Source organism: Sphaerisporangium viridialbum (assembly GCF_049674955.1).
Taxonomy (GTDB): Bacteria; Actinomycetota; Actinomycetes; order Streptosporangiales; family Streptosporangiaceae; genus Sphaerisporangium; species Sphaerisporangium viridialbum.
In genome coordinates this window covers 4,018,187-4,044,646 of sequence record NZ_CP187232.1, presented here as the reverse complement: position 1 = coordinate 4,044,646, position 26,460 = coordinate 4,018,187, and the positions used below count along the sequence as shown (strand labels likewise).

General features: G+C 69.2%; 29 protein-coding genes and 1 pseudogene. 12 read left to right on the top strand and 18 right to left on the bottom strand.

Features of this window, described 5'->3' with window-relative positions; translation table 11 throughout:
- Positions 1-4 precede the first annotated feature (4 nt).
- Entirely contained in the window at positions 5-1,426 is a 1,422-nt protein-coding gene (locus ACOZ38_RS17890; RefSeq protein WP_424531953.1) for an RNB domain-containing ribonuclease, read from the top strand.
- Positions 1,427-1,470: 44 nt separating this feature from the next.
- Here ACOZ38_RS17890 and ACOZ38_RS17885 read toward each other — a convergent pair whose 3' ends face one another.
- The 3 genes from ACOZ38_RS17885 to ACOZ38_RS17875 all read right to left on the bottom strand — a co-directional run bounded on the left by ACOZ38_RS17885 (position 1,471) and on the right by ACOZ38_RS17875 (position 5,424).
- Entirely contained in the window at positions 1,471-4,221 is a 2,751-nt protein-coding gene (locus ACOZ38_RS17885) for a DEAD/DEAH box helicase (RefSeq protein WP_424531951.1), read from the bottom strand.
- 136 nt (positions 4,222-4,357) lie between these two features.
- Entirely contained in the window at positions 4,358-4,903 is a 546-nt protein-coding gene (locus ACOZ38_RS17880) for a hypothetical protein (RefSeq protein ID WP_424531949.1), read from the bottom strand.
- An 11-nt stretch (positions 4,904-4,914) separates the two neighbouring features.
- Complete coding sequence (locus tag ACOZ38_RS17875; RefSeq protein ID WP_424531947.1) at positions 4,915-5,424, bottom strand: hypothetical protein; 510 nt, start codon at positions 5,422-5,424, stop codon at positions 4,915-4,917.
- A 250-nt stretch (positions 5,425-5,674) separates the two neighbouring features.
- On the opposite strand from ACOZ38_RS17875, the gene ACOZ38_RS17870 reads away from it, so the two are divergent.
- Positions 5,675-6,574: a PfkB family carbohydrate kinase gene (locus ACOZ38_RS17870; protein WP_424537037.1), complete on the top strand. Its 900-nt coding sequence runs from the start codon at positions 5,675-5,677 to the stop codon at positions 6,572-6,574.
- Here ACOZ38_RS17870 and ACOZ38_RS17865 read toward each other — a convergent pair.
- Positions 6,560-7,441, bottom strand: coding sequence for a diacylglycerol/lipid kinase family protein (locus ACOZ38_RS17865; RefSeq protein WP_424531945.1), 882 nt, complete (start codon positions 7,439-7,441; stop codon positions 6,560-6,562). The two genes, ACOZ38_RS17870 and ACOZ38_RS17865, sit on opposite strands and share 15 nt — an antisense overlap.
- Before the next feature lie 57 nt (positions 7,442-7,498).
- A complete protein-coding gene (locus ACOZ38_RS17860) occupies positions 7,499-8,194 on the bottom strand; it encodes a multicopper oxidase domain-containing protein (protein WP_424531943.1) in 696 nt (231 codons plus the stop codon).
- Between ACOZ38_RS17860 and ACOZ38_RS17855 the strand changes: the two are divergent.
- Both ACOZ38_RS17855 and ACOZ38_RS17850 read left to right on the top strand, forming a co-directional pair.
- Positions 8,110-8,673: pseudogene (locus tag ACOZ38_RS17855) on the top strand (discoidin domain-containing protein); the annotation flags it as partial. The gene ACOZ38_RS17860 and the pseudogene ACOZ38_RS17855 sit on opposite strands and share 85 nt — an antisense overlap.
- A gap of 241 nt (positions 8,674-8,914) precedes the next feature.
- The gene (locus ACOZ38_RS17850) at positions 8,915-9,721 is read left to right on the top strand and encodes an OmpL47-type beta-barrel domain-containing protein (protein ID WP_424531942.1); all 807 of its coding nucleotides are present in this window, start codon (positions 8,915-8,917) and stop codon (positions 9,719-9,721) included.
- 144 nt (positions 9,722-9,865) lie between these two features.
- On the opposite strand, the gene tatC is transcribed toward ACOZ38_RS17850, so the two are convergent.
- The 5 genes from tatC to ACOZ38_RS17825 all read right to left on the bottom strand — a co-directional run bounded on the left by tatC (position 9,866) and on the right by ACOZ38_RS17825 (position 13,327).
- Positions 9,866-10,651, bottom strand: a complete 786-nt coding sequence (gene tatC, locus ACOZ38_RS17845) for a twin-arginine translocase subunit TatC (RefSeq protein WP_424531941.1) — start codon at positions 10,649-10,651, stop codon at positions 9,866-9,868.
- A gap of 131 nt (positions 10,652-10,782) precedes the next feature.
- A complete protein-coding gene (tatA, locus tag ACOZ38_RS17840) occupies positions 10,783-11,106 on the bottom strand; it encodes a Sec-independent protein translocase subunit TatA (RefSeq protein WP_424531939.1) in 324 nt (107 codons plus the stop codon).
- Between the two features lie 31 nt (positions 11,107-11,137).
- Positions 11,138-11,371 (bottom strand): hypothetical protein, encoded by a 234-nt coding sequence (locus ACOZ38_RS17835; RefSeq protein ID WP_424531937.1) that lies wholly within the window; start codon positions 11,369-11,371, stop codon positions 11,138-11,140.
- A 58-nt stretch (positions 11,372-11,429) separates the two neighbouring features.
- Positions 11,430-12,386, bottom strand: coding sequence for a helix-turn-helix transcriptional regulator (locus ACOZ38_RS17830; protein ID WP_424531935.1), 957 nt, complete (start codon positions 12,384-12,386; stop codon positions 11,430-11,432).
- Positions 12,383-13,327, bottom strand: coding sequence for a helix-turn-helix transcriptional regulator (locus ACOZ38_RS17825; protein WP_424531934.1), 945 nt, complete (start codon positions 13,325-13,327; stop codon positions 12,383-12,385). The genes ACOZ38_RS17830 and ACOZ38_RS17825 overlap by 4 nt, the downstream gene beginning before the upstream one ends.
- A gap of 36 nt (positions 13,328-13,363) precedes the next feature.
- Here ACOZ38_RS17825 and ACOZ38_RS17820 point away from each other — a divergent pair, with 36 nt between their 5' ends.
- On the top strand, positions 13,364-14,437 hold the full coding sequence (locus tag ACOZ38_RS17820; protein ID WP_424531933.1) for a DUF3866 family protein: 1,074 nt from the start codon (positions 13,364-13,366) through the stop codon (positions 14,435-14,437).
- A gap of 23 nt (positions 14,438-14,460) precedes the next feature.
- Here the strand turns inward: ACOZ38_RS17820 and ACOZ38_RS17815 are convergent, their stop codons facing one another.
- Positions 14,461-14,688, bottom strand: a complete 228-nt coding sequence (locus ACOZ38_RS17815) for a DUF397 domain-containing protein (RefSeq protein WP_424531932.1) — start codon at positions 14,686-14,688, stop codon at positions 14,461-14,463.
- Between the two features lie 19 nt (positions 14,689-14,707).
- Positions 14,708-15,562, bottom strand: a complete 855-nt coding sequence (locus tag ACOZ38_RS17810) for a helix-turn-helix domain-containing protein (RefSeq protein WP_424531930.1) — start codon at positions 15,560-15,562, stop codon at positions 14,708-14,710.
- A gap of 289 nt (positions 15,563-15,851) precedes the next feature.
- Between ACOZ38_RS17810 and ACOZ38_RS17805 the strand changes: the two genes are divergently transcribed.
- The 4 genes from ACOZ38_RS17805 to ACOZ38_RS17790 all read left to right on the top strand — a co-directional run bounded on the left by ACOZ38_RS17805 (position 15,852) and on the right by ACOZ38_RS17790 (position 18,907).
- Positions 15,852-16,085 (top strand): hypothetical protein, encoded by a 234-nt coding sequence (locus ACOZ38_RS17805; protein WP_424531928.1) that lies wholly within the window; start codon positions 15,852-15,854, stop codon positions 16,083-16,085.
- Positions 16,086-16,421: 336 nt separating this feature from the next.
- A complete protein-coding gene (locus tag ACOZ38_RS17800) occupies positions 16,422-16,694 on the top strand; it encodes a hypothetical protein (protein WP_424531926.1) in 273 nt (90 codons plus the stop codon).
- Positions 16,687-17,727: a polyprenyl synthetase family protein gene (locus ACOZ38_RS17795; RefSeq protein WP_424531925.1), complete on the top strand. Its 1,041-nt coding sequence runs from the start codon at positions 16,687-16,689 to the stop codon at positions 17,725-17,727. The genes ACOZ38_RS17800 and ACOZ38_RS17795 overlap by 8 nt, the downstream gene beginning before the upstream one ends.
- Before the next feature lie 13 nt (positions 17,728-17,740).
- The gene (locus tag ACOZ38_RS17790; RefSeq protein ID WP_424531923.1) at positions 17,741-18,907 is read left to right on the top strand and encodes an oxygenase MpaB family protein; all 1,167 of its coding nucleotides are present in this window, start codon (positions 17,741-17,743) and stop codon (positions 18,905-18,907) included.
- Between the two features lie 124 nt (positions 18,908-19,031).
- Here the strand turns inward: ACOZ38_RS17790 and ACOZ38_RS17785 are convergent.
- Both ACOZ38_RS17785 and ACOZ38_RS17780 read right to left on the bottom strand, forming a co-directional pair.
- Positions 19,032-19,828, bottom strand: a protein-coding gene (locus ACOZ38_RS17785; protein WP_424537036.1) for an IS5 family transposase whose coding sequence is annotated in 2 segments (ribosomal slippage) — positions 19,032-19,486 and positions 19,486-19,828 — 798 coding nt in all. Because the reading frame shifts where the segments join, the coding sequence is not laid out codon by codon here.
- A 290-nt stretch (positions 19,829-20,118) separates the two neighbouring features.
- Positions 20,119-20,709 carry a TetR/AcrR family transcriptional regulator gene (locus ACOZ38_RS17780; RefSeq protein WP_424531922.1) on the bottom strand — a complete coding sequence of 197 codons (591 nt, stop codon included), beginning with the start codon at positions 20,707-20,709 and terminating at the stop codon, positions 20,119-20,121.
- Positions 20,710-20,842: 133 nt separating this feature from the next.
- On the opposite strand from ACOZ38_RS17780, the gene ACOZ38_RS17775 reads away from it, so the two are divergent.
- Positions 20,843-21,739: an SDR family oxidoreductase gene (locus ACOZ38_RS17775; protein WP_424531921.1), complete on the top strand. Its 897-nt coding sequence runs from the start codon at positions 20,843-20,845 to the stop codon at positions 21,737-21,739.
- 191 nt (positions 21,740-21,930) lie between these two features.
- The gene (locus ACOZ38_RS17770) at positions 21,931-22,101 is read left to right on the top strand and encodes a hypothetical protein (RefSeq protein ID WP_424531919.1); all 171 of its coding nucleotides are present in this window, start codon (positions 21,931-21,933) and stop codon (positions 22,099-22,101) included.
- 268 nt (positions 22,102-22,369) lie between these two features.
- Here the strand turns inward: ACOZ38_RS17770 and ACOZ38_RS17765 are convergent, their stop codons facing one another.
- Positions 22,370-22,948 (bottom strand): helix-turn-helix domain-containing protein, encoded by a 579-nt coding sequence (locus ACOZ38_RS17765; RefSeq protein ID WP_424531918.1) that lies wholly within the window; start codon positions 22,946-22,948, stop codon positions 22,370-22,372.
- Positions 22,949-22,995: 47 nt separating this feature from the next.
- Here ACOZ38_RS17765 and ACOZ38_RS17760 point away from each other — a divergent pair, with 47 nt between their 5' ends.
- On the top strand, positions 22,996-23,844 hold the full coding sequence (locus ACOZ38_RS17760; RefSeq protein WP_424531916.1) for a class I SAM-dependent methyltransferase: 849 nt from the start codon (positions 22,996-22,998) through the stop codon (positions 23,842-23,844).
- 238 nt (positions 23,845-24,082) lie between these two features.
- Here the strand turns inward: ACOZ38_RS17760 and ACOZ38_RS17755 are convergent, their stop codons facing one another.
- From ACOZ38_RS17755 to ACOZ38_RS17745, 3 genes are all read right to left on the bottom strand, one after another.
- Positions 24,083-24,556, bottom strand: coding sequence for a DUF3291 domain-containing protein (locus tag ACOZ38_RS17755; protein ID WP_424531915.1), 474 nt, complete (start codon positions 24,554-24,556; stop codon positions 24,083-24,085).
- 32 nt (positions 24,557-24,588) lie between these two features.
- Positions 24,589-25,245 carry a helix-turn-helix transcriptional regulator gene (locus ACOZ38_RS17750; RefSeq protein WP_424531914.1) on the bottom strand — a complete coding sequence of 219 codons (657 nt, stop codon included), beginning with the start codon at positions 25,243-25,245 and terminating at the stop codon, positions 24,589-24,591.
- A gap of 114 nt (positions 25,246-25,359) precedes the next feature.
- On the bottom strand, positions 25,360-26,307 hold the full coding sequence (locus ACOZ38_RS17745; RefSeq protein WP_424531913.1) for an FKBP-type peptidyl-prolyl cis-trans isomerase: 948 nt from the start codon (positions 26,305-26,307) through the stop codon (positions 25,360-25,362).
- Positions 26,308-26,460: the final 153 nt, after the last annotated feature.

The following is a 26,460-nucleotide window of genomic DNA, read 5'->3' as shown; positions in this document are numbered from 1 at the left end:
CGATGTGCGTCCCAAAACGATCCATGTGTCCGACGCGCCGCGGCTCGCCGAGGGCTTCGAGCGCATCCGCGGCGAGCTGGACCTCCCCGGGGAGTTCCCACTTCCCGTGCTGGAGGAGGCGGCCCGGGTCGCCTCGGCTCCGCTGCCCTCCCTGCCAGACCGCACCGACCTGCCGCTGCTGACCGTCGACCCCCGCGGGTCGATGGACCTCGACCAGGCGGTGTGCATCGAGGAGCGGCCCCGCGGCTACCGGGTCTGGTACGCCATCGCCGACGTCGCATGGTTCGTGCCACCGGGCGGGGTGATCGACGGCGAGGCCAGGAAGCGCGGCGAGACCGTCTACATGCCGGACGCGCGCGTCCCGCTGCATCCGCCGGTGCTGTCTGAGGGTGCGGCCAGCCTGCTGCCCGGCGTCGTGCGGCCGGCGGCGCTGTGGTGCGTCGACCTCGACTCCGACGGGCGCACCGTGGGGGCCGACGTGAGCCGGGCGCTGGTGCGCAGCCGCGAGCGGCTCGACTACGACTACGTGCAGGCGGCGATCGACACCGGCACCGCCGACGGCACCCTGCGCCTGCTGCCCATCGTCGGCGGGCTCCGCTTCGAGCTCGAACGCGAGCGGGGCGGGGTGAGCCTGCCCACGCCCGAGCAGGAGGTCGTCGGCCACGGGGACGGCTACCGCGTCGAGTTCCGCACGCCGCTCGCCGCCGAGGACTGGAACGCGCAGATCTCCCTCATGACCGGCATGGCCGCCGCCGCGATGATGCTCGACGCCGAGATGGGCGTGCTGCGCACGCTGCCGCCCGCCCCGCAGGACACCGTCGCGCGCGTCCGCAGGATCGCAGCGGCGCTCGGCGTGCCCTGGCCGGAGGGCGCCGCCTTCGGCGAGGTCGTGCGGAGCCTCGACCCCAAGATCCCCGGCAACGCGGCGTTCCTCCAGGAGTCGACGGTGCTGCTGCGCGGCGCCGGGTACACCGCGTTCAACGGCGAGCCGCCGAGGGACGCCACCCACGCCGCCGTCGCCGCGCCGTACGCCCATGTGACCGCTCCCCTGCGCCGCCTGGTCGACCGCTACGGCACCGAGGTCTGCCTGGCCGTGGCGGAGGGCGTGCCGGTGCCGGAGCCGGTGCAGGAGGCCCTCGAAGGGCTTCCCGCGCTCATGGCGGGCACCGGGCGCCGGGCCGCCGCCGTCGAGCGCGCCTGCGTCGACCTGGTGGAGGCCTTCGTGCTGCGCGACCGCGTCGGGCAGACCTTCGACGCCGTCGTGGTGGACGCCGAGGACGGCAAGGCGGGCGGGGTGGTGCAGGTGGCCGACCCCGCCGTGGTCGCCCGGTGCGACGGCGAGGGGCTGCCCCTCGGCGCGAGGGTGCAGGTGCGGCTGACCCGGGCCGACCTCGTCACGCGAGAGGTGCGGTTCACCCTCGCCTGACCCGCGCCCCCCCGCGTTGCGCGGGAAGGGCGCGGCGGGGGAGGTCAGGCCACGGAGGAGTAGGCCACGACGCCGCGGCGGAGGGCGTCGATGGCCTTGGCGGCGTTCTGCTTGACCTTGCTGCCGGGGGGCGCCGCCTTGCCGACCTGGTCGAGCAGGTCGAGCAGCTGCTTGACCCAGCGCACGAAGTCGCCGGCGGCGAGGTCGCCGTCGGTGAGCACCGCGTCGAGGCTGTGGCCTTTGGCCCAGCGGAAGGCGGCCCAGGCGAACCCGAAGTCGGGCTCCCTGATGAACGACAGCCCGTGGTCGCGCTCGATGTCCTCCAGCTCGGCGAAGATGCGCACCGTCGAGGCCAGCGCCTCCTTGGCGCCACCCGCCGGGATCTTCGGCTGCCGCGCGTCGTCGGCCTGCCGGGACTCGAACACCAGGGACGACACGCATGCGGCCAGCTCTGCCGGGTCCAGCTCCTCCCAGATGCCGGCGCGCAGGCATTCGGCGGTGAGCAGGTCGAGCTCGGTGTAGAGCTGGGCGAGCCTGCGGCCCTCGGGCGTGACGGCCTCGCCCTCCAGGTAGCCGAGCTGGTCGAGGACCCCGCAGACCCGGTCGAAGGTGCGGGCGATCACGTGGGACCTGCTCTCGACCCGCCGCCGCAGGCCCTCGGTCTCGCGGAGCAGCTTGTAGTAGCGCTCGGCCCAGCGGGCGTGGTCCTCGCGCTGGTCGCAGCCGTGGCAGGGGTGGGCGCGCAGCCGGCGGCGCAGCTCGGCGATCTCCCACTCGGGGGTGCCGGGCGTGGCGTCCCTGGCCAGCATGCTGTCGGCGTCGTGGTCGCGGACCCGGACGGGACGGCCGAGGTCCCGGTCGCCGATCTTGGCGTGCAGGGTGGCGACGAGGTTGGCACGGTCCTTGGGCGCCCGGGGGTTGAACCCCTTCGGAATGCGCAGGCGCTCGACCGGCTCCACCGGCACGGGGAAGTCGGCCGCCGACAGCCGCTTGACCTGCTTGCCGATCGTCAGCACCAGCGGTGAGGGGCCCTCGGTGCGCATGGTGAGCCCGGGATCGAGGATGACGGCGAGGCCGGCGCGCCTGCCGCCGGGGACGCGGATCACGTCACCGGGCTTCAGCGCCTCCAGGGAACGCACGGCCTGCGCCCGCCGGGCCGTACCGCGCTGGCGCGAGAGGTCGGCCTCCTTGTCGGACAGGTCCCTGCGCATCCGGGCGTACTCCTGGAAGTCGCCGAGGTGGCAGGTCATCGCCTCGGAATAGCCGTCGAGCGCCTCCTCGGCCCGCCGCACCTGCTTGGCGATGCCGACGACCGCCCGGTCGGCCTGGAACTGGGCGAACGAGGCCTCCAGCAGGGTGCGGGCACGCTCCCTGCCCACCTGGCCGACCAGGTTGACGGCCATGTTGTACGAGGGGCGGAAGCTGGAGCGCAGCGGGTAGGTGCGGGTGCTCGCCAGGCCCGCCACCGCCACCGGGTCCATGCCGGGCTGCCAGGCGACCACGGCGTGGCCCTCGACGTCGATGCCGCGCCGCCCGGCACGCCCGGTGAGCTGGGTGTACTCGCCGGGGGTCAGGTCGGCGTGGGTCTCGCCGTTCCACTTGTCGAGCTTCTCGATGACGACGGACCTGGCGGGCATGTTGATGCCCAGCGCCAGGGTCTCGGTGGCGAACACGGCCTTGACCAGGCCCCGGGTGAACAGCTCCTCGACGACCTCCTTGAAGGCCGGGAGCATGCCGGCGTGGTGGGCGGCGAGGCCCCGCTCCAGGCAGTCGCGCCATTCGAGGTAGCCGAGCACCGAGAGGTCCTCGTCGGGCAGGTGCGAGGTGCGCTCGTCGACGATCTGGCGGATCTCGTGGCGCTCGCTGTCGGTGGTGAGCCTGATGCCGGCGTGCAGGCACTGCAGTACGGCCGCGTCGCAGCCGGCCCGGGAGAAGATGAAGGTGATCGCCGGCAGCAGGCCCTCGGAGTCGAGCTTCTCGATGGCGTCGGAGCGGCCGACGCCGTTGGCGGAGCGGCGCGGCCTCGAGTAGCCGCGCCTGCCGCGCGCCTGGGCCAGGCGCTGCTCGTCCCTGGAGATCCGGATGAGGCCGGGGTTGATGCGGGGCCGGTTGTCCTCGTCGACGAACAGGTCGTACAGCTTGTCGCCTACCAGCATGTGCTGCCACAGGGGGACCGGCCTGTGCTCGTCGACGATCACCGTGGTGTCGCCGCGCACCTCGCCGAGCCACTCGCCGAACTCCTCGGCGTTGCTGACCGTCGCCGACAGGGCGACGACCCGGACGGACTCGGGGAGGTGGATGATGACCTCTTCCCAGACGGCGCCGCGGAAGCGGTCGGCGAGGTAGTGCACCTCGTCCATGACCACGTGGCTCAGCCCGGCGAGCGTCGTGGAGCCGGCGTAGAGCATGTTGCGCAGCACCTCGGTGGTCATCACCACGATGGGCGCGTCGCCGTTGACGCTGTTGTCGCCGGTGAGCAGCCCGACGTTCTTGGCCCCGTAGCGGCGTACGAGGTCGTTGTACTTCTGGTTGGAGAGCGCCTTGATCGGCGTGGTGTAGAAGCACTTGCTGCCCTGCTCCAGGGCGAGGTGGACGGCGAACTCGCCCACGACGGTCTTGCCTGAGCCGGTGGGGGCCGCTACCAGCACGCCGTCCCCCGCCTCCAGCGCGCGGCAGGCGTCAAGCTGGAACTCGTCCAGCTCGAAGTCGTACAGGCCGCGGAAGGAGGTGAGGGCCGGCCCGCTGTCTGCATGCTTTTCACGGAAGGCGGCATAGCGTTCCGCAGGCGTCGTCATGCACTTCAGCCTACCGATAACCGAATTCCGGTCCTGTCGGCTGCACCGCCCTTTCCGTACGTTCGGCCCACACCGGTGATCAGGGTCCATCGGCGGAACCCTGATCACTCGGTTGTCGGAACCGGTCCGGTTCTCGTCACTCGATGCGGGCGACCAGGCGGTACTTGAACCCCTTGCCGGGGGGCGTCGAGGCGTCGATCATCTGCGTGCCGCCCATGACGGTCACCGGGATGCTCAGCAGCAGGTCATCGCCGATGACATCGTCCTCCCACACCTCGATCGTGAACCGGGCGCCGGGGGCGAGGGTCAGGTGGACGTACGGCCCGGCGGCGAGCCGGGACGATCCCGGCGAGCAGTTCGCGGCGGTGCTCGTCAGGACCCAGCAGTTGCCGGCATAGGTGTTGGCCTCGGTGCCGTTGGTCGGCCACATCTTGTACCACTCACCGCCGCCGGCCTTGACCTCGATGCGGACCTCGTCCCGGCCGCTCTCCTCCAGGGCATATGCCTCCAGGGAACCGAGCACCAGCTTGAGCGGTCCCGGGGTGAGCCCAGACCTCTCTGAAATGATCTTCCTTGGCCCCGTCTCCGGATTCGGTGCGGCGGCGTGGGCGGGCGGCGCCAGGACCGCGGCCAATGTCAACGCGGCCGCGGTGGCGGTGATTCTCGACAGGAACGTGCTCATGCTGTCCTCCCTCAGGCCCAGGCCGGTTCGAGCCGGAAATTGAGCTCATAGTGATAGCCGTTGATGAAGGCGCGCTCCCGGTGGTACTCGTTCTCGCTGATCGGGTGCGGCCAGAGCGGCACGCTGACGAGCGCGTCGTCGCCCGCGAGGTCGTCGTCCCAGAGGACCACCGACAGGAGCTGGCCGTCGGCCGGGTAGGACGGTGTGTTGACGGCGCTGAAGCTCCTCAGGCGGGTGCCCACGGGGCAGGGGGCCCCGTTGATGGAGACGCAGTCGTACCTGGCGACCGACAGGTAGGAGTCCGACTGCGGGAAGAGCTTCTGAACCTTGCTGCCCCGCTGGGCCGTCACGTAGATCTCGTCGTGGCCGCTCTCCTCCAGGGCCCAGGCCGTGAAGCTCTCCAGCACGACCCGGACCCTCGGCGCGGTGTCGGCGTGCGCGGTGTTCCCCGTCAGCAGCGACCCCGCGACCAGCGCGCCGCCGAGCGACACGCGGGTGAGTAAGCGGATCAACCTGTACATCCCCGTTCCCCGTTCTTCGTTGATCATTTGAGACCAGCCTGGACGGGGAGTCTTGTCGATCTCTTGGAATCCGCTGGAATCCGGGTGGTCCGGCTGCCACCCGAGCCTCCGACGGGCCCATTCGTGTACGTTCCTGGTATCGGAGCCAGCAGAGGAACAGCCGTGAACCGGCGCATATCCGTGACCACCACGGCACGCCGGCATCCCGAGGGTGCGCGGGCCGCGGTCCCACGCGGGGACGCCGGTGAGCATGGCGGCTAGCGTGCTCTTCGCCGGGCTGACGACCTTGGATCTCGTCCAGTCGGTCGAGCGCATGCCGTCCCCGGACGAGAAGATCACCGCCCTCGGCCAGGCGATCTCCGCGGGCGGGCCCGCGACCAACGCGGCGGTCACGTTCTCCTTCCTGGGCGGATCCGCGACTCTGCTCAGCGCCGTCGGCGCGCATCCGCTGGCCGAGGTGATCACCGCCGACCTCGCGGCACACGCCGTACGGCTCGTCGATCTCACCCCCGGCGCCCGTGACGCCCCCGCCATGTCGACGATCATGGTGACCAGGGGCACGGGAGACCGCGCGGTGGTGTCCGTCAACGCCGCCCGCCACGACCTCGGACCGCCTCCGGGCCTCTCCGAGCTGATCTCGGGGAGCCGGGCGGTGCACGTCGACGGCCACCATCCGAGGGTGGCCAGGGCCGCGGCCCGCCTCGCCCGCGATCTCGGCCGTCTCACGGTCCTGGACGGAGGAAGCTGGAAGCCGGGCACGGCCGAACTGCTGCCGCACATCGACGTCGCCGTCGTGTCCGCGGACTTCCGTCCACCCGGCGCGGAGACACCTGAGGCGACGCTCGCCTTCCTGCGTGCGTCGGGAGTGCGCTGGGCCGCGGTGACCCGGGGTCCGGGCCCGGTCCTGTGGCAGGGGCCGGGCGAGGCGCGTCTGCTTCCGGTGCCCGCCGTCGACCCGGTGGACACCCTCGGCGCCGGAGACGTGTTCCACGGCGCGCTCACGTTCGCGCTGCCCCCGGTGGTGACCGATCTGACCGAGGACGCCTTCGCCGGCGCGCTCGGCTTCGCGGCCTCGGTCGCCGCCGCCTCGTGCGGATCCTTCGGCACCCGATCGTGGATGCGGGCACCCCTCGGCTCAGAGCGGGGCTAGGACGCGCAGGGCGCCGGGGTGGATGGTGAGGGTCAGGGGAAGGGGGGCGATGCGCTCGCCGTCGGCGTAGACCACGATGCCGGGAGCCTCCAGCGTGACCGTTCGGGCGCGGCGCACGGTCACGGCGGGATGGCCGAGGTGCGTGCCCCGGTAGACGCGGGGGAAGGTCCGCAGGAAGGCGCCCTTGGGGATCCTGCCGACCACCAGCACGTCGAGCAGGCCGTCGTCCGGCACGGCGCCCTGGCAGACGCGCATGCCCCCGCCGTAGGAATCGGTGTTGCCCACGGCCACCATCATGGCCTCCTGCTCGACCACCTCGCCGTCCACGGTGATCGTGAAGGGGAGGGGGACGAAGGAGCGCAGCTCGCGCACCACGGCGAGAAGGTACTTCGCCGTTCCGGGCGGACCTGTCATCTCGTTGGCCCGCTCGTTGACCCTGGAGTCGAAACCGCAGGCCACCACCCCGGCGAACCACTCGTCCTCGCCGATGCGGGCGGCGTCCACCACCCGGGTCCTGCCCGCCGCCACGATGTCCGCGGCGGCGAGCAGGTCGCGCCTCGGGATGCCGAGTGCGGCGGCGATGTCGTTGCCGGTGCCCGCCGGGATGATCCCGAGCGGGACATCGGTGCCGGCGACCGCCTGTACCGCGAGGTGCACGAGCCCGTCGCCGCCGAAGGCGACCAGGGCCCCGGGCTCCTCGGCGACGGCCGTGCACGCGCGTTCGAGGGAGTCCTGGGCGGAGGTTCCCACGATGACCGACACCGGGCGGTCACCGGCCCGCAGGCGGCGCACGACCGGGTCGAGCAGTCGCAGGGTGCGGCCGCCACGGGCCGCGGGGTTCACGAGGACTACCAGCTCACCAGCCACAGCCGGAACCTATCCGGACACACCCCGCTAATCCAGTGGTAAAGCGGAGAGATCGCGTCAGTGGTGCATGCCCATCGAGTGGCCCGGCGTGCCCATCGGGTGATCCGGCATGTTCCCGTTCGCGTCGGCCACCATGAAGACCCCGGCCATCCCCATGTCGGAGTGGCTCTGGACGTGGCAGTGGTACATCCACGCCCCGGGGCCGACGCGCTCGCCCGCGATCATTTGGAAGCCGAACGACTCGGCCGGCCCCGTGATCTTGGTGTCGATGATCCGGCTCACGTCCTGAGGGCCTTCCAGCAGGCCGGTGCGGTTGTCGGCCCAGCGGTGCCCGTGGATGTGGAACGTGTGGAAGAAGTCCCCGTGGGTGATCACGATGAACTCCACCCGTTCACCGATCTTCGCCATGAAGTGGGGCGCCTCATGGGCCTTGCGGTTGTTGATCGTCATGTCGTTGAAGACGACGGTGAACTGCTTGTCGGGTACCACATCGCCCTTCCGGCGGACCACCAGCGGCCCGTAGAGCCCCCTCCGGATGCCCCCTGTGCCGCGGTCGGTCCCGACGACGTGGTCGTGGTAGTGCCAGTAGCCCGCGCTGCCGGGCTCGATGGAACCGCCCGGGCGGCGGCCCGGAGCGTGGGTGCGCCAGGTGTAGGTGCGCCGGCCTCCTGGTTCCACCACGCTGTCGTTCATCCTCGTACCGTCGCTGGTCGTTTCGTAGTCCACCCCGTGCACATGCAGGCTGGCGGTCACGTCCAGATTGGAACGATGGCCAGGAGGCCGCATTCCGGGCGTACATCAAGGATGGCGGCGGGTTCGTCGGCGTCCACGACGCCGCGCGCGCTCAGGCGGACTCGTCCTGGTTCACCGAGCTGATCGGCACCCGTCCCGCCGGAAGCCTCCCCAACCCCGAGAAGGTGGTGGAGGTGGCGGCGAGCGGGGAGAACCCGCCGAACGAGGGCAAGGACAAGCTGGTCGACGGCAAGGACGACACCAAGTGGTTGACCCGCACGTCGACCGGGTGGGCCCAGGTGAAGCTGGAAAAGCCGCTCGCGCTGGCCCACTACGCGTTGACGTCGGCCAACGACTTCGCCGGCCGTGACCCGAAGAACTGGACGCTCCAGGGCTCGCAGGACGGCAAGACGTGGACCGACCTGGACAAGCGGACCGGAGAGACCTTCCCCCAGCGGTTCCAGACCAGGGAATTCAAGTTCACCAACAGCACGGCGTATCTGTACTACCGGCTCGACATCACCGCGAACAGCGGTGAGCCCCTGATCCAGCTGGCCGAGCTGCGGCTGTTCGGCCCCAACGCCGGGCCTCCTCCGGAGAGCAAGGTACAGCAGGCCATCGTCGACCCCCACCGGCCCCGTCGCCGACTGGAACGATCCCAAGGTCGGCCTCGGCTGCGGCACCATCCACCAGTGGGACCCGAAGACCAAGCAGCCCGAGCTCCTGACCTCCCTCGCCGTCATGGGCAACCGCGGCAGCGGCAGCGAGCTGGTCAAGAACGAGGAAGGCCTCCTCGGCATCACGCTCGACCCCAAGTTCGAGCAGAACGGCTGGTTCTACGTCTACTGGATGCCGCACGAGTCGATCGACAGGGACAAGCGGATCGGACAGCGGACGGTCTCACGGTTCACCTACGACCTCGCGAAGCAGTCGATCGACCAGAACACCCGCAAGGACCTGCTGCACTGGGACACCCAGATCCACAGCTGCTGCCACGCGGGTGGAGGAATGACCTTCGACAACGAGGGCAACCTCTACATCGGTTCCGGTGACAACAACTCATCCGGCGGCTCCGACGGTTACTCCGGCAACAACTGGACCCAGGACTACAAGGGCATCTCGTTCCAGGACGCCCGCCGCACCGCCGGCAACACCAACGACCTCAACGGAAAGATCATCCGCATCCACCCGGAGCCCGACGGCACGTACACGATCCCCGCGGGCAACCTCCCGCCACAGGTGTCGGCGCAGCTCACGGGGAACCAGGACTGGGCCTGGAACTACGTGGGCTCCGCCACCGTGACGATCACCGCCACCGACACCGAGTCCGGAGTCGACAAGGTGGAGTACTCACTCGACGGGCAGCCGTTCGCGGTCTACACCAAGCCGCTGGCGGTCGACCAGCCGGGCACCCACAACGTGAGCTACCGGGCCACCGACAAGGCCGGGAACACCTCCAACGTGAGCACGGCCAAGTTCATGGTCGTCAAGGCCGACTTGGGCGCCGGATGCCCGAAACCCGGTAAGGGCAACTGCAAGGACAAGTGAATCCATCAGGCGGCGGGCGGCCTCGATCCATCAGCGGACCGAGGTCGCCCGCGGCGACGTCCCGCTTCGGGAGCGCCCGCCAGGCGCCGGCGATGTCGGAACCTATCCGAACACCTCCGCTGATCCAGGGGTAAAGCGCTGGAACTACTCGGTAGTGCGGGCGGCGGGGCCGTCCAGTTCCTCCTCGATCTCCCTCTGACGTTGCGCGTCCAGCTCGTCCTTCTTGCGATCGTGGAAGTACATGATGACCTCCGCGATCAGGAACATGCCGACCATCGGCAGCGCCAGCGCCAGCATGGTGATCGGATCCTGGCTCGGCGTGGCCACGGCCGCGAACACGAACATCAGGAAGATGACCATGCGCTGGTGCTTGCTGACCAGGCGGAACGGCAGGACGTTGATCAGGTTGAGGAAGACCAGCAGCAACGGGATCTCGAACGACAGCCCGAAGATCACGAGCATCGCCATCATGAACCCGACGTACTGGTCCATGCTGATGAGCGGGATCACGTTCCCGGGGGCGAAGCCCAGCAGCAACGCGAGGCCCTTGTCCATCGTGTAGTAGGCCAGCGCGGCACCCGCGGCGAAGAGCGGGACCGAGATCGCGAGGAACGACAGCGAGTAACGCCGCTCGTTGCGGTAGAGGCCCGGGGTGACGAACGCCCAGACCTGGTAGAGCCAGATCGGTGCGGAGACCACCGCGCCGAACATGAGGGCGACCTGGAGGTTCACCATGAAGCCCTCGAACACCCCCTGCACGACGAGGGTGCACTCACCGGGCTTGAGCTTGTGGGCATCGGGCAGCCGGCAGTAGGGCCCGGTCATGAAGACCCAGAGCCGGTCGAAGAACGCGAAACCGACCACCGCGCCCACCGTCAGGCCGAGGATGGCCTTGATCAGGCGGTTCCGCAGCTCACGGAGGTGATCCATGAGCGACATGCGCCCGTCCGCGTCGGATGCGACCGGGCCGTCGCCAGCCGGTCTTGACCGTTTCAGCAGTGCCATCGGACGTCCCGATCTAGTCCTGGTCTAAGGGGGGCGGTCAGGTCAGCGGGCTCGCGTCAGACGGAGCCCTGGTCCTTCGGTACGGCCGCCTGGGCGTTGCGCAGCTTGGCGTTCTCCTCCTCGAGGGCGCGCAGCCGGTCCTCGATGGAGGGCGTCACGGGCGGGAGGGACTGCTGCGGGGCTGCCGCGGGCTGGGCGGTGGCGGTCGTGGACTGGGCGGCCCTGACCTCGTCCTCTTCCTGGAGCTTGGTGGTCTCCTTCTTGAAGAGCCGCAACGACTGGCCCAGCGCCTTAGCGGTGTCCGGAAGCTTCTTGGCACCGAAGAGCAGGACCAGGACCAGCAGAATGAGGATCCATTCCATGGGACCAAGTGATGGCATGACACATCCTTACGCCGAGCGACGTGCAATCTCAAGCTCGATCGTACGCTGCCGCCACCACTTCATTCACCCCTCCCACCGGGCCGATGCGCCGATCGACGCGCTGAGCCGCCTTGAAACGACCCTGGACGGGCGCGAGACGGGTGGTGGCCCGCTCGATTTCACGTGCCAGTCCACGCATGGCCACCAGCACCCGGGCCCCCAGCACCACCAGTGGCACCAGCCCCGCGACGCCCACGCCCACCGCGACGTAGATCCAGATCATGACCTGGAACTCTAGCGAAGGCACAATGTGATGACATCCCCCCATGGGGCCGCGTGGGTCAGGAGACCGACTCGTATCGGGCGAGCGCCGCCGAGGCCTCCTCGCGCACCCGGTCGATCAGGGACACCGGCGAGATCACCCGCCCGGCATCGCCCAGGCGAAGCGCAAGCCGTACGAGCCAGCCCTGGTCGCGGGCGCGGAGGGTCACCCGCAGGCGGCCCTCCCCCAGCTCGGTGACCTCCTCGCACGGGTAGTACTCGGCGACCCAGCGGCCGGAGGGGGTCAGCTCCAGCTCCACCAGCTCGTCGGTGGGCGAGGGGCGGAAGACCCCGTCGGTGACGTCGATCGGCTCGGCCCCCGCCGGCGGATCGGCGGCCACGTCGAGCATGTCGACGCCGACCATGCGGTCGAGCCGGAACAGCCGCATGCCGTCCGCGCGGTAGCACCAGCCCTCAAGGTAGGAGCGGCCGTCCGCCATCACCAGCCGGGTGGGGTCGACCTCGCGGGGGGTGATCTCGTCGCGGCCCGGGACGTAGTAGCGCAGGGACAGGCGGCGCCCGGCGCGCAGCGCGGCTCTGACGGTGGCCATGGCGTCGGGCGCGGCGTCCAGCTCGAAGGCCACCTGGCTGCTGACCGCGGCCGCGCCCTCGCCCGCGGCGCCCTCCAGCTTGGCGATCACCCGGGCCAGCACGTCGCCCTGCTCGAACTCGGGAAGCTCGGCGAGCATGCGCAGCGCGACCAGCAGCGCGCTCGCCTCGTCGATGCCGAGGCGCAGCGGTCGCGCGATGGTCTCGGCGTTGTCGATGAGGATCTCGCCGCCGTCCCAGGAGACGTCGATGAGGTCGCCCGGGGTGTGGCCGGGCAGGCCGCACATCCACACCAGCTGCAGGTCGTCGACGAGCTGCTTCTCTGTGAGCCCGAACAGCTTGGCCACCTCGGGCACCTGCGCCCCGGGATGGGACATGAGGTAGGGCACCAGGGCGAGGAGCCGGGGCAACCGGTCGGCGGTGCTCACGCCAGCGCTCCCTTCAGTCGGCGGATGACCGCGTCGCGGACGTCGGGCGGGTCCAGCACCTCGGCGTCGGCCGCGAACCCGACGATCGACCCGGCGAGCCACTCGGGGTCGGCGAAGTCGAGCGTGACGAGGTCCCAGCCGTCCTCGCCCGGCCGCACGGCGCCGACCTGGCGGAGCCACTGGCAGGTGCCCTCGCGGACGCGGACGGTCGCGGCCCGCTCGGGGACCAGGCTGTCGCGGTGGCCGACCATCGAGCGGATGTCGACCCCCTCGGGCACGGTGACCGCCCCGGGACGGCCGACGGACACGACGGGCCCGCTGATCCGGCTGAGGCGGAAGACCCGGGGCGCGTCGCGCTCGCGGTCGTGGCCGACGACGTACCAGCGGCCACGGCGGCTGACCACGCCCCACGGCTCCACCGTGCGGGTCAGCAGCACCTCACTGCCGGCGGCGCGGTAGTCGAACCGGACGACCCTGCGGTCGCGCACCGCCTCCCACAGGCCAGGGAAGGCGGGGTCGCGGGTGTCCACCCGGAGCTCCAGCGGCCCGGCGGCGGACTCGTCGGTCTGCACCCCCGCGGCGCGCAGCTTGAGCAGCGCGCCGCTCGCCGCCTCGGCGAGGTTGGCCCGCTGCCACACCTGGGCGGCCAGGCCGAGCACCGCGGCCTCGTCGGCCTCCAGCGTGATCTCGGGCAGCTCGTAGGCCTGGCGCATGATGCGGTAGCCGGGCTCGTCCTCCCAGGGGTCCTTGTGCACCTGGACGGGGATGCCGATCTCGCGGAGCTCGGTCTTGTCGCGCTCGAACATGCGCTGGAAGGCCTCGTCGTTGCCGGCGTCGTAGCCGGGCACGGCGTGGCGGATCTGCTCCGCGCTGAGCGGGCGTCGTGTGGCGAGCAGGCAGATGACGAGATTCAGCAGCCGCTCGGTCTTGCGCCGGGACATCAGGCCTCCCTTCTCAGGTGACGCTACCCTTGCCGCGTGATCAGATGGCGCAAGGGCGAGGTGCTTTCGGTCCGGCGCGAGTGGCCGGGCGCGATGGAACTGGACGTGACGCTGCCCGAGGGGCGGTGCCGGGCGCTGGCCTACCCCCCGCTGGTGGGCCGCCCCCAACCCGGCGACACGGTGCTGCTGAACACGACCGCACTCGCCATGGGCCTCGGTACGGGAGGCTACGCCATGGTAGTGGCCGTGCCGGACCGTTTGCCCGAAGATCCCGAAGGACCCGGCCACCTGGTCAAGGCACGATACACGCCCCTGCAGGCGACCGTGCTGGGCGCCGACGAGCAGGACTCCCCCTTCCACGAGACGCTGCGCGACGCGGACTCCGTGGACGGCATGCCGGTGATCGTCGCCGACCTGCACTCGGCCCTTCCCGCGATCCTGTGCGGCCTGTACGGCTCGCGCTCCCCCGCGACGCTCCGGGTCGCCTACGTGATGCTCGACGGGGGCGCGCTGCCGGGCTGGTTCTCGATGTCGGCCGCGAAGCTGCGGGAGATCGGCTGGCTGTGCGGGGTCGTCACGACCGGGCAGTCCTTCGGGGGCGACGTCGAGGCGGTGACCGTCCACACGGGGCTGCTGGCCGCCCGGCACGTCCTTGCGGCCGACGTCGCGATCGTCACGCAGGGCCCGGGCAACCTCGGCACCGGCACCCGGTGGGGCTTCTCCGGGGTGTCGGCGGGCGAGGCGCTCAACGCGGCGGCGGTGCTGGGCGGGCGGCCGGTCGGGGCGCTGCGGGTCAGCGAGGGCGATCTGCGCGAGCGCCACATCGGGGTCTCCCACCACTCCCTCACCGCCTACGGCCGCGTGGCGCTGGCCCCCGCACAGGTGGTGGTGCCGGAGCTGCCGGGCCAGTTCGGCGAGCGCGTCAGCGCCCAGGCCGCCGAGCTCGCCGCACGCCACGAACTGGTCGGCGTACCGGTGGACGGGCTGGAGGAGATGCTGAGGAACAGCCCGGTCAAGCTGTCGACGATGGGGCGCGGCCTGTCGGAGGACCTGGCTGGGTTCCTGGCCTCAGCCGCCGCCGGAAGACACGTCGCCTCCCTTCTGGCCTGAGCCCCGGCAACCGGCCTCCGCCGTCAGCCTGTGGAGAAGTCGAATTCGCCGGCTTTGACGCCGGCGATGAAGGCTTGCCATTCGCCGCGGGTGTAGAGGATGACCTCGCGGTCGGGGTGGTGGCTGTGGCGTACGGCGACACGTTCAGTGCCGTCGGCCAGCGGCCCGGCTTCGACACACTCTCCACCGCCATTGGCGCTTTTTGTGCTGATGTGCCAGGCGACGCCGGCAAGCTCCTCGGGGGTGCCCATGCTGGGTGCCTCCATCTGATCAGGCTGTCCGTTCCGCTGCCGCTCTGATGAGTGCCACGGAGTCATCGGGCGCGAGTGTGGAGTTATGAAGGCGATCGTACGCCTGGGCGAAGTGTTCCATCTCGTCTCCTTCGACGTACAGCCCACCCGCTCGCGTCTCGATGTAAGCGACATCCGGGTAGGGCTCAGGCATATTGATGATCGTGAAGGGTCCTTCTGGGCTGGCACTGGCGCCTGCATGGAAGGGCAGGACGCGGATGCTGATGTTCGGCCTCTCTACCAACGTGATGAGGTGCCGAAGTTGATTGCGAAGCACCTCCACGCCACCGACCCCTCGATGCAACACTGCCTCGTCAAGGACCACGGAGAGTCGCAGAGGCGCATCCCCACTGAGCACCTGTTGCCGGTTCAACCGGAACTCGGCCCAGAGCTGGATCCGCTCTTGAGGCTTGTTTGGATCCGCCGCGCGGATCACCGCTTCGGCGTACTGGCAAGTCTGGAGGAGTCCTGGAACCACCATCGCGTCGTACGAGCACAGTTGGCCGGCACGGGACTCCAGCCAAGCGTGATCGATGATGCGACCGGTGAACGCGTCGGCGTAGCCATCCCACCAGTTCTTCTGCCAGATGTCGCGGCTGAGACGTTCGAGTCCTTCGCGAAGGTTGGCGTCGCTCACGCCATAGAGGTTGAGCAGGGTTAGGACGTCGGGTACGCGCATGGGCGTGATCCCCTGCTCCATGCGACTGAGTGACGATGGGTCGCGCTGGATGTAGTCTCCGGCGTCTTTCAGGGTGAGTTTGGCTGCTTCGCGTAGTTCGCGGAGTTGTTTGCCGAGCCATTGGGCACGAAGCGTTGGCCCCTTTCTGGCACTCATGACGCCACCAACCTGATGTAGAAATCGGACGTAGTCCAACAAAATTGGTTCTTTACAATTTCTTCTGAACCCAATCTTGCACACCTCCCGAGTTGATGCCACGCTTTCTGCGACGCTCAGATCACGGAGTGCAGTCATAGAAGAAGTAAACGGAGGCCGGGACGGGTTGGCGTGCGATGGCTGTGCCCGTCCCGGCCTGGGTGCCGGAGAAAGGGGTGACCCGATGGATCAGCGACCCGATTCCAGCTTGCCGACTGTCTATCACGACGCAGGCGGGACAAGTGCGGACGTGCCTCGGTTGGGGGTGGAGGAGAAGGCGCGGTTGTTCGCGTTGCTGCGTGACGCCGACGAGGAGTGCGGAGACGAGGGCGGCGTGGAGCTGTACGGGGTGCAACTGCCCGATGGCATGGCGGCGACGATCACCGCGAACGGCCGGCCGCACGGATGCTGGTCGAGTTCCGTCCGAGTCGCGGATCGGCTCGGCCTGCGCCTGGTCTGGCTCGACCCCGAGCCGAGTCGCTGAGGGGAGCGGTCGAAGCCGGGTCCGCGCCCCGGCCACGGCCAACCGAGCCCGTCGGCCATCTCCTCGGACTGAGGCAGGGGCGCATCCGTGACGAGGCCCGCATGAAATACATCACTTTTTCCTATAAATAGTGAAATAGGAACAATCACGCATGTGGTGCCATAGATCATATTCATACTCTCCGATATCGCGATGAAGGCCTTGTGAATTTTCCTCGGCATTGACTTTTCGAGGTTGATCCATGAAAAATCTCGTGGGTAATACCTCGATCCGGTCCACGGGGTGCTGATCCGTCACCAGGGGCGGAGAACTCGGCCGAGTACGCAAGGAGAGTCGATGGGAGTAGCGAAGAACACGGACGCGGGAGAGCGCGTCCTGTACACGGTCGCCGGGCTCGCCGATCTGGTCGCCACCCGGCTCAACGCGCAGGCGCGAATTCTGCGCGGCCTGCTGGGCAGAGCGGACCTCAAAGAGCTGATCCTGCAGGCGCAGAACGATCTCATGGCGCGTGGCGACCTCGTGATGAAGCGCCGGACCGACGGCTCGGTTCCTCATCTGGAATTGCTGGCCCAGCGGGCGATCAGCCGTCAAAAGCGGGCGAATGCCTGACCACGCCCTGTTCAAAAGGCGCGTCGAAGACGTCCTGGACGAATTTCTCCTGGAGGAGATCCGGCTCCTGGAGGAAACGAACCCGAGGCTCGCCCCGCTGGGTTTTCAGGCGCACGTCGCGTCATCCGCGGGAAAACGGCTGCGATCGGCCTTCTGCTACTGGGGCTGGCGTGCCTGTGGCCAGCCGGACTGCGAGGAGGTCGTCAGGGCCGCCGCGGCGATGGAGCTGGTACACGCGGCCGCCATCGTCCACGACGACATCATCGACTCCAGCATGACCCGGCACGGCGCGCCGACCGCCCACGTCGCCCTCCAGGAGCTTCTCGACGGCGCTGAGCAACGGCACACGGGCGGTGTCGCCCTGGCCATCCTGGTGGGCGACCTGCTGATGACCTTGGCCTGCCAATTGTTCGCCTCCTGCGGTCTGCCCGGTTCCTACCTCGCCAGGGCCCGTCCTCTTTGGGAGACGCTCGCCAAGGAGCTGATCGCCGGCGAGTTCATGGAGATCCTCAGCACGGGCAGGCACACCGCCGTGTCGCAGTCGCTGGAGATCATCCGGTTCAAGACCGCGAAGTACACGATCGAGCGCCCCCTGCACATCGGGGGAGCCCTGGCCGGCGCCTCCGCCGACACCATGAGGGTGTTCACCGACTACGGCCTGCCGCTGGGCGAGGCGTTCCAGTTACGCGACGACCTGCTGGGCGTGTTCGGCGATCCCGAAACAAGCGGGAAGTCGAATGCCGACGACCTGAAGGGCCGCAAGCCCACCGTCCTGCTCGCCATGACCCGCTCCCTGGCCGAGCCCGCCGAACTCACGACACTGGACCGTCTCATGTCCGACGAGCCCACCCCGAGCGCCATCGAGCGCATCAGGGAGATCATGCGGACGGCGGGTTCCCGAGAACACGTCGAAACCATGATCGACGAGCGCGTCCGCACCGCCCTTTCCGTGATCGACCGGTCACGTCTTCCTCCCGGCTCCCGCGACGCTTTGAAGGAGCTCGCACTGACCGCGACCGTACGCGAAGAGTGAAAGCGAGAAAGACATGATCTACACCCCGGAAACGCTGGCCGCTCTGCGCCGGCAGGGCGACCCGTTGGCGGACGCGACGGTGGAGGAGCTCTTCGCCAAGGGACAGGTCGGCGAGTTCAACGCGTTGATGCGCTGGTTCGGCCAGTCGGGGCAGGACCTGCCGAGCGGCCTGCCCGGCGTCGCCCGTGACTATCTCTCCGCGACGCGCATGCCGCCCGAGTGGGTCGACTGGACGATCATGGAGAACGCGCGGCTGTTCTTCATCGACAACAACGTCCACGTTTCCACGGCGCTGTCATTCGCGTCCATGCCCGCGTGCTACTCCGTTCCCCGGGTGGCCCGGCTGCTCAGCGCCACCCATTCGCTTGATTATCCTTCCCGGCGGATGGCGGAGACGGGCCAGTTCACGGTCTTCCTCATGCGTCCCGACGCCTTCGAGGCGGGTGGCAGGTTCATCCCGGCCGCGCAGAAGGTGCGTCTTCTGCATGCCGCCATCCGCTACCACCTGCGCAGATCAGGTCAATGGGACGAGACGGCCGACGGGCTGCCCATCTCCCAGGAGGACATGATCGGCGGCCAGATGATGTTCTCGATCCAGGTCCTCGACGCCATTGACCGACTGGGCGTCCACCTCACGAGAGAAGGCGCCGACGCTTACTACTATGCATGGCGCGTGGTGGGGGCCATTCTCGGGATCGAGGCCGCTCCCCCCGACCTCGAATCCGCCCGCCGGTACTCCGACCTCTACATGGCGCACAACATGGGGCCCTCGGAGGAGGGCGCACGGCTGACGCGGCAGCTCATCAAGCTTTATGAGGACGCGGTCCCCGGCACGTTCTTCGATCCCCTGGTCCCCGGCATCATCCGCTATCTCATCGGGGACACCACTGCCGACTGGCTCGGCGTGCCCACATCCGCTTGGGACAACGTGGTCAAGGCCGTGCCTCTGGTGCAGGGGTTCCTGGAGGACGTCGAAGATCGCAGCCCGCTCGGGCAATGGCTGCTCGATCGCATCGGTAACGTCACCACGAATCTCGAACTGAGCTCGCTCACCCGCGGCAGGGTGATGCACTACGCCATCCCCGAACAGCTCAAGGCCGAATACGGCCTGAAGCCTCCCCGGACCGAGCGCTGGACCCCTCCGCCGATCACCGTGGAAGAAGTGGAAGGAGCAGTCTGAACCGGTGACGGCAGGCATGGTCGTAGAAAGGCGTGTGAGCCGTCGATACCCGGATCCCGCGTCCGGGAAGATCGCGGATCCTGGGCGATGAACGGACGAGGGCTTAGAGGTCCTAACACAATGATCAGCGGACGAGGCGTCGCCAGCAGATGATCGCGGCGGCGAGGGTCATGAAGGCCTCGTGGATGTCGTCGCGGATCTCCCAGCGGATACGCAGGCGGCGGAACCAGTGCAGCAGGGCGATGGTGCGCTCGATGACCCAGCGGTGGATGCCCAGGCCGGAGCCGTGCGGGGTACCGCGGCGGGCGATGCGTGGCTTGATGCCTGTGCGCCAGACCAGGCGGCGGTACTTGTCGTGGTCGTAGCCGCGGTCCGCATACAGGCAGGCGGGCCGCTTGCGGGGGCGGCCGCGCCGGCCTTTCACCGCCGGGAGCGCCTTGAGGAGGGGGATCAGCTGGGTGACGTCGTTGCGGTTGCCGCCGGTGAGGGAGAAGGCGAGGGGGATGCCGTTGCCGTCGGCGATGATGTGGTGTTTCGAGCCCGTCTTGGCGCGATCGACCGGGCTCGGCCCGGTTTTGGGCCGCCCTTGAGCGCTCGGACGTGGGAGCTGTCGATCACCGCCTTGGACCAGTCCAGCTGGCCGGCCGCGTGCAATTCGGCCAGCAGAAGCTGGTGCAGCTTGTCCCACACCCCGGCCTGGTGCCAGTCCCGTAGCCGTCTCCAGCAGGTCATCCCCGAGCCGAAGCCCAGCTCCTGGGGCAGGAACTCCCACGGGATCGCGGTGTAGAGCACGAACAGGATCCCGCACAAGGCCTTGCGATCATCCAGCCGCTTGCGGCCCGGGTGACGGGTACGGCGCTCCACCTTCGGCAGCAGCGGCTCGATCCGCTCCCACAAGCTGTCTTGCACGATCCACGGCAGCTGTTCGCCCTTCTTCACACGGAGATCAACGATCAGACGAGTCGCTGGATACGCCAGAGATCATTTTGTTAGGACCTCTTAGTGGTCCCCGCCGGAAATCCCTCGGGGGTTGACGGTTCGGGCCTGGTTCAGCGGCCGCAGCGCCGTGGAGATCGAGCAGCCTTCGCCATCAAGCAGTGGGCCCCGTTCTCCTGGTACCCAGTGGCCTCGTGACGGACTCGTCCTCGCTGGTTGCCCGATCCAGTGCGCCGACGGTGCGCGGACGGCTCTTCTGGTACGCGTCGGTGTGGTCACGGGATGCTGCGTGAGGCCGTCGCCTTTCCGGTCAGGGCGAGTAGTTCGCGGAGCACGTCCGCTGAGATGTCGGCGAGAGATCGCTGCTCGCCCTCGCGGATCCATTGTGTGAACGCGATCCCGAAGACGGTGGTGCCTGACTCCGCGGCCAGGGTGGCGGCGAGTTCGCTGATGCCACGCGCGCGGAGGGCGTCGGCGACGGCCGTGGCAAGGCTGGAGAGCTTGTGCGACTCGCGTTCCTGCAGCGCGGGGTTCTGCTCGATCACCGATTGTCGTTGGCGGGAGTGGGGCCGACGCTCGTCCGGGAACAAGCACGCCGCGGACTGCAGGGCGCAGGCGACGATCTCGATCGGAGATGCGCCCGGTGGTGCGGTGTCCACGCCGGCGAGGAACGCCTGGACGAACACGTCCTGCCCGTAGAACAGGACCTCGCGCTTGTCGCTGAAGTGGCGGAAGAAGGTGCGCTCGGTCAGGCCAACGGACTGTGCGATCTCAGTGGCGGTCGTCTGCTCGTAGCCGCGGGTGGCGAACAGCTCGAGTGCCGCCTTCTGCAGCCGCTCCGGAGCCCCCGGTTCCCAACGCACCATGCGATCAAGTATAGCGATGACAGTGACTGACTTGACAGGGGTAAGCTATGTCTGTGACTGACATCAGTCGCTGCTACCAACCACTCGGATCATTCGCCCCGCTAACTGGCGGGGCGTCGAAGGAGATCACATCATGCACGTTTTCGTCACTGGAGCCTCCGGATGGATCGGCTCCGCCACGGTCGACGAACTGCTCGCTACGGGCCACAAGGTCACCGGACTGGCCAGGTCCGACGCGTCCGCCGCGGCCCTCGAGGCGAAGGGCGCCCACGTCCGCCGCGGGGACCTGGACGACCTCGACAGCATCCGCGCCGGCGCCGAGGACTCCGAGGCCGTCATCCATCTCGCGAACAAGCACGACTTCTCCAATCCGGCCGCCTCGAGCGCGGCCGAGCGGGCCGCCGTCCAGACCATCGGCGACACGCTCGTAGGTACCGGCCGTCCGTTCCTGTTCGCATCGGGCGTCGCCGGCCTCGCCAAGGGCAGGCCCTCCACCGAGGACGACGCGTCCTCGGCCCACGGCCCGGACTCCCCCCGCGGCGGGAGCGAGAACCTGGCGCTCGAGTTCGTCGAGCGTGGCGTGCACAGCGTGAGCCTGCGCTTCTCACCCACCGTGCACGGCACCCGCGACCACGGGTTCATCGCGATCATCGCCGCGGTCGCCCGCGAGAAGGGCGTCTCCGGCTACCCCGGTGACGGGACCAACCGTTGGGCCGCCGTGCACCGATCCGACGCCGCCCGCCTCGTCGCCCTCGGCCTCGAGAAGGCGCCTGCAGGCGCCCGCCTGCACGCCGTCGCCGAACAGGGTGTCCCCACCCGCGAGATCGCGGAGGCGATCGGCCGCGCGTTCAACCTGCCCGTCGCCTCGATCGCCGCCGAGGACGTCCATGACCACTTCGGCTGGATCGGCAACTTCTTCGCCATGGACCTCGAGGCGACCAGCACCGGGACGCGGGAGCTGCTCGGCTGGACGCCCACCGGACCGACCCTCATCGAGGACATCGACACCGACGCGTACTCGGCGCACTGACCGGGTCGACGACCACTGCCGCCGCCACGTACACCAGTTCGCTCGCGTGGAGTACCGGTCCGAACCCGCAGTTCAGATCCGGGTCCGGTACCGGTGCCGGCGCGGCGTACCGGTCGTCGAAGGCGGCACTCAACGCACTCAACGCACTCACCGTCTTCTACGCCCTCGAGCTCGCCGAGGCCGGGGTGAAGGTGAACGCGCTCGCGCCTGGCCTGCGTGCCACCGACCTCAACCCGTTCGCCGCGGCCAGCGGCGGCGATCCCGCGGAAGCAGCGGCGGGAGCCGTCCGGTTGGCGCTGCTGCCCGATGACGGACCCACCGGCGGATTCGTCTCGTGGGACGGCACCACGGTGCCCTGGTAAGCCCTACTCCCTCAGAGCCCAACGCCTGGCTGCGGTCTGCGGGCGTGAGTACGCAGGTGTCACGGCTTCACCTCCGTTCTGCTGGGCGCACGAAAGCCCGAGGCTAGGATCCACGATTCGGTGAGCACTGTCGGCTGATCATGAGCACTGACCACGGTCAGCAATGTCAGTTGTCAGCCTCTTACGGGCTACCGAGGTTGGCCAGGCGTGGTGGACCCGTGCGCCGGGCGCGACGCGACGCATGGGGTCTCCTCTTCCGGACGGGTGGTCAGGCTGGAGGGTGGAGGTGGGTGCGCTGTCCATCGTGGTCGAGGATGATCAGAATCTCCGCCGGTCCGCCGTGGGCTTTGATGGCGTGGGGGATCATGGTGGAGAACTCGGCCGCCTGTCCGGTCTCGACGTGGATGGTGCGCTCACCGAGCAGCAGCGTGACGGTTCCCGACATGACGGTGAACCAGTCTCTGCCGGGGTGGACCCCGAGCTGGTCGGTCCCGTCCCCGCGGGCTTCGTCGGTGATGCGCATCTTGGCGACGGTGACACCGGCCGGTCCGGACTCGCGACTGAGCAACCAGGTGGTCAGCCCGAGCCGTTCGTCGCGATGCGGCCTGATCACGACGTCGTCGTCGTCGACGGACTCCACCAGCTGATCCAGAGATGTGCCCAGGGCGCGGGCCAGTGCGATCAGCTGGTCGAGGCTGATGCGCCGGTGCCCGGTCTCGATCCGGCTCAGCGTGGAGGGGCTGAGGAAGGCCCGCTCGGCCAGGTTGTCCAGGGACCAGCCGCGGGCCTGCCGCAGCCCCCTGATCCGGAGGCGGATGGTGCCGTCCAAATCGCTTTCTTGCGCCATAGGCAAGAGTGTATGCCAGGCGCGCACATCGACGTTAGGGTCGAAATGTGAACACCAACGACATAAAGGACATGCGCCGCCCTCACCAGAACCACGAGCGCGCCGGGGCCGACACCGTCGCCCTGGCGGAACTCCTGGACCTTGACGCCGAGGTTCTGCACAGCCATCTCGCCGAGCTGACCGCCTGGCTGGACGAGCTCACCGACCCGGCCCCCGGCCGCATCCTCGACCTGGGCAGCGGAACCGGTACCGGGACCATCGCCCTGCTGGAGCGCTTCCCGCAGGCCCAGGCCACCGCGCTGGACCTCTCCCCGCAGATGCTGCACCATCTGTCGAAGAAGGCCCACGGGCTCGGCCTGGCCGGCCGGCTCGACACCGTTCAGGCGGACCTGGACGCGGTCTGGCCCGAACTCGCCCCGGCCGATCTGGTGTGGGCGACCTCTTCCCTGCACCACATGGCCGACCCCGACCAGGCCCTGGCCCGGGCTTTCGACGCAATGCGGCCCGGCGGGCTCCTGGCGGTGACCGAGATGGACTTCTTCCCCCGCTTCCTGCCCGAAGACATCGGCCTGGGACACCTCGAAGCCCGTCTGCACGCCGCCCTGAACAACGGCCCGGCCCTCGACTGGACCGACAACCTCAGCCGCGCCGGCTTCGTCCTCGAAGCCAAGCGGCCCTTCGCCATCGACCTGCCCGCCCCGCTGCCCGAGGCCACCGGCCGCTACGCCCAGATATCCCTGAGCAAGCTGCGCTCCCACGCGGACGGCCAGCTGTCCGATGCCGACTTGGCCCTGCTCGACGCCGTCCTTGACGGCGACGGCCCCCACAGCATCCTGCGGCGCGAGGACCTCACCGTACGAACCACCCGCACTACCTGGGCCGCCCGCCGCCCCTGAACCGCGCTCCGTACACGAGTCCTACCTGCTCACCGCACCCGGCGTCAGCCGACTCTCCCCGAAACGGTCCCTGTCATGAGCGCATCAAACCTGTCCGGGAACGCCGTAGCCCCTCCTCATCCCGCTTCTGCATCATCTCCTTCACCTGCCGGGTGATCTTCTGCGACATCATCGGGTCGGCAGCGGCTCTGGCCAGGGCCGAACCGTCAACCCCCGAGGGATTTCCGGCGGGGACCACTTAGGCCATCTGGTCGGCCGGCCTCTCGGCCTCGGTCGTCGGCGGCTCGTGGAAGTCGGTGAAGGTGAAGGCGTCCGGCCCGGGACCTTCCTCCCTGAGCGTCCGCAGCCTCTCCATGGCCTCCGCGAGGCTCGGGGTGTGGCCCTCGGGGATCCACCACATCACGCTGTACGGCTCGGCGACGCGGTGGAACCACTCGCGGCGGCGGCGCAGGATGCCGAGGTGCGGGCTGCGGTAGACGAAGTTCCACAGGGACTCGCGGGACTCCCACACCGAGAAGTTGATCAAGAGCAGGTCGCCGTAATCGTGCTGGACGGTGTCGGTGGGGCTCTCCCCGCCCTTGAGGCGCCAGACGAAGCCCGGGGCCGCGTCGGAGATCGCGTTGATCGGTTCGAGGGCGGCGACGAAATCGGCGATCTCCGGCGAGTCGACGGGGGCGCGCAGGTGGGCGACGTTGAGCTGGGCCAGATGCATGCGCCTAGGACACCACGCCGGATCTTTCTATGTCAATCTTCATTGTTTTTAGAAAAGACGACGCAGCACTCCCCCGGCCGGGGGTCCAGCCGCGCGGTGACGCGGCGGTCCCCGAGAGCCGACAGCAGACCCTCGCACAGGGCCAGGTTCAACGAGCAGACGATCAACGGACGCTCCTCGGCGAGCATGTGGAAAGGGCAGTTGCGCAGGCGGACCACGTCGCCGTCGTCGTCGTAGGGCTCGTAGCCGCGCTCCCGCAGCGCCTCGCGCAGCTCGGACGCCTTGGCCCGCTCCCCCACCCGGCGGGCGGCGGCCTCGGCGGCCTCCTCGCCGCCGAGCGCGTCCAGGGCCTCGGCCAGCACGAGCGCCAGGGTGCGGTAGTCGCGCGGAGGCAGGCTGACCTGATGCTCCACCGGGGAACGGCGGTAGACCTTGGCCGGGCGCCCGCTGCCAGGACCGGTGCGCCCGCTCAGCCGGCGGAAATCAGACTCCAGCAGGCCTGCCTCGACGAGCTTGTCCAGGTGAAAGGCGGCCAGCGTGCGGCCCACCCCCACCGCCCGCGCGGCCTCGTCCCGGCCCACCTCATGCCCCTGCCCGGCCACGTAGTCGTACACCGCCCGCCGCACGGGATCGCGGAGGGCGCCGAGCACATCGAGGGCATCGGGATGGCCCAGATCGTCACTGCTCACAAGGGCGAGTGTATGGCGGTGCCGCACCGCCTCTGGAAAGCCGAACGGCCGTACCCCATGCCCGTAAAGGGCGGGGGTACGGCCGTGGCGAGCGAAGCGGGAGGCGCGGAGAGGTCAGTAGGCGCCCAGGACGTCGACGACGAAGACGAGGGTGTCGGTGCCCTTGATCTTGTCGCCCGAGCCGGCCTTGCCGTACCCGAGGTCCGGCGGGATGGACACCAGCACCCGGCTGCCCACCGGGACGCCGACCAGGCTCTGGTCCCAGCCCTTGATGACCTTGCCGACGCCGATCGGGAACATCACCGGCTCGCCGCGGCTCCAGCTGCTGTCGAACTCGCTGTCACTGCCCCAGATCTTGCCGGTGTAGTGCACCAGGATGGTCTGGCCGGTCTTGACGACCGGGCCCGAGCCCTTGATCACGGTCTTGGCGACGAGGCCCTTGGGCGCGGGCTCGCTGGTCTTGGTGGTCAGCTTGGGGGCCTGGTCTCCGCCGGGGTTCTCCAGCTTGACGCCCGTGACACCCGGGTCGGTCGCGGTGCCCTGCGCGGCCTTGGCCGTGGGCACGCCCATCACGTCGACGACGTAGACGCTGGCGATCGAGGTGTCGGCGCCCTGCGACTTGGCCTGCTCGACCTGGTCGGCGGTCAGGCTGTCCTTGGCGACGACGGCGAGGAACCGGCCGCCGGGCTTGCTGTCCTGGAAGGCCTTGTGCACCACCGACGGGAGCTTGGCGTCGACCTTGATGAGCTGCGGCGCCCCGTCGTCGTAGGTGGAGCCCGAGGCCGCGTTGCTCTTGCCGTCCCAGCTGTAGGCGGTGAGGTTGGCGACGACCGCGTCGCCGTCCTTGACGACGTTGCCCTGGCCCTCGGAGATCGTCTGCGCCGACGAGGTGGCGGGCGGCTTGCCCGCGGGGAAGGTGACCTGCGGTTTCTTCCCGAACTCTCCCGCCACCTTCACACCGGAGGGCGCGGCCCCCGGCTTGGCGGTCACGTCGCCGTTGTTACCGCCGCAGGCGGCGGCGAACAGCAACGGCAACGCGGCGAGAACGGCCAGTCGGCGCATGGGTATCCCTTGGAAAGACGTCACGTTCGCGTAACACTACCGGACCGTCATGACCACGTGAGTCAGCGCGACTCGATCTTGCCGAAGTGTGACCTTGCCTTCGGATTCGCTTCAGGGAACGTCCCCGGAAACACCGCCGCGACCACCGGAAAC

Bases quoted from the DNA above. Each gene is read 5' to 3' on its own strand.
- ACOZ38_RS17765 (WP_424531918.1), bottom strand. From the start codon at position 22,948: ATGGCGCAAGAAAGCGATTTGGACGGCACCATCCGCCTCCGGATCAGG.
- ACOZ38_RS17755 (WP_424531915.1), bottom strand. From the start codon at position 24,556: ATGCATCTGGCCCAGCTCAACGTCGCCCACCTGCGCGCCCCCGTCGAC.
- ACOZ38_RS17850 (WP_424531942.1), top strand. From the start codon at position 8,915: ATGGGCAACCGCGGCAGCGGCAGCGAGCTGGTCAAGAACGAGGAAGGC.
- ACOZ38_RS17745 (WP_424531913.1), bottom strand. From the start codon at position 26,307: ATGCGCCGACTGGCCGTTCTCGCCGCGTTGCCGTTGCTGTTCGCCGCC.
- ACOZ38_RS17795 (WP_424531925.1), top strand. From the start codon at position 16,687: ATGCCTGACCACGCCCTGTTCAAAAGGCGCGTCGAAGACGTCCTGGAC.
- ACOZ38_RS17885 (WP_424531951.1), bottom strand. From the start codon at position 4,221: ATGACGACGCCTGCGGAACGCTATGCCGCCTTCCGTGAAAAGCATGCA.
- ACOZ38_RS17825 (WP_424531934.1), bottom strand. From the start codon at position 13,327: ATGTCCCGGCGCAAGACCGAGCGGCTGCTGAATCTCGTCATCTGCCTG.
- ACOZ38_RS17775 (WP_424531921.1), top strand. From the start codon at position 20,843: ATGCACGTTTTCGTCACTGGAGCCTCCGGATGGATCGGCTCCGCCACG.
- tatA (WP_424531939.1), bottom strand. From the start codon at position 11,106: ATGCCATCACTTGGTCCCATGGAATGGATCCTCATTCTGCTGGTCCTG.
- ACOZ38_RS17835 (WP_424531937.1), bottom strand. From the start codon at position 11,371: ATGATCTGGATCTACGTCGCGGTGGGCGTGGGCGTCGCGGGGCTGGTG.
- ACOZ38_RS17870 (WP_424537037.1), top strand. From the start codon at position 5,675: ATGGCGGCTAGCGTGCTCTTCGCCGGGCTGACGACCTTGGATCTCGTC.
- ACOZ38_RS17875 (WP_424531947.1), bottom strand. From the start codon at position 5,424: ATGTACAGGTTGATCCGCTTACTCACCCGCGTGTCGCTCGGCGGCGCG.
- ACOZ38_RS17810 (WP_424531930.1), bottom strand. From the start codon at position 15,562: ATGAGTGCCAGAAAGGGGCCAACGCTTCGTGCCCAATGGCTCGGCAAA.
- ACOZ38_RS17880 (WP_424531949.1), bottom strand. From the start codon at position 4,903: ATGAGCACGTTCCTGTCGAGAATCACCGCCACCGCGGCCGCGTTGACA.
- ACOZ38_RS17815 (WP_424531932.1), bottom strand. From the start codon at position 14,688: ATGGGCACCCCCGAGGAGCTTGCCGGCGTCGCCTGGCACATCAGCACA.
- ACOZ38_RS17780 (WP_424531922.1), bottom strand. From the start codon at position 20,709: ATGGTGCGTTGGGAACCGGGGGCTCCGGAGCGGCTGCAGAAGGCGGCA.
- tatC (WP_424531941.1), bottom strand. From the start codon at position 10,651: ATGGATCACCTCCGTGAGCTGCGGAACCGCCTGATCAAGGCCATCCTC.
- ACOZ38_RS17800 (WP_424531926.1), top strand. From the start codon at position 16,422: ATGGGAGTAGCGAAGAACACGGACGCGGGAGAGCGCGTCCTGTACACG.
- ACOZ38_RS17790 (WP_424531923.1), top strand. From the start codon at position 17,741: ATGATCTACACCCCGGAAACGCTGGCCGCTCTGCGCCGGCAGGGCGAC.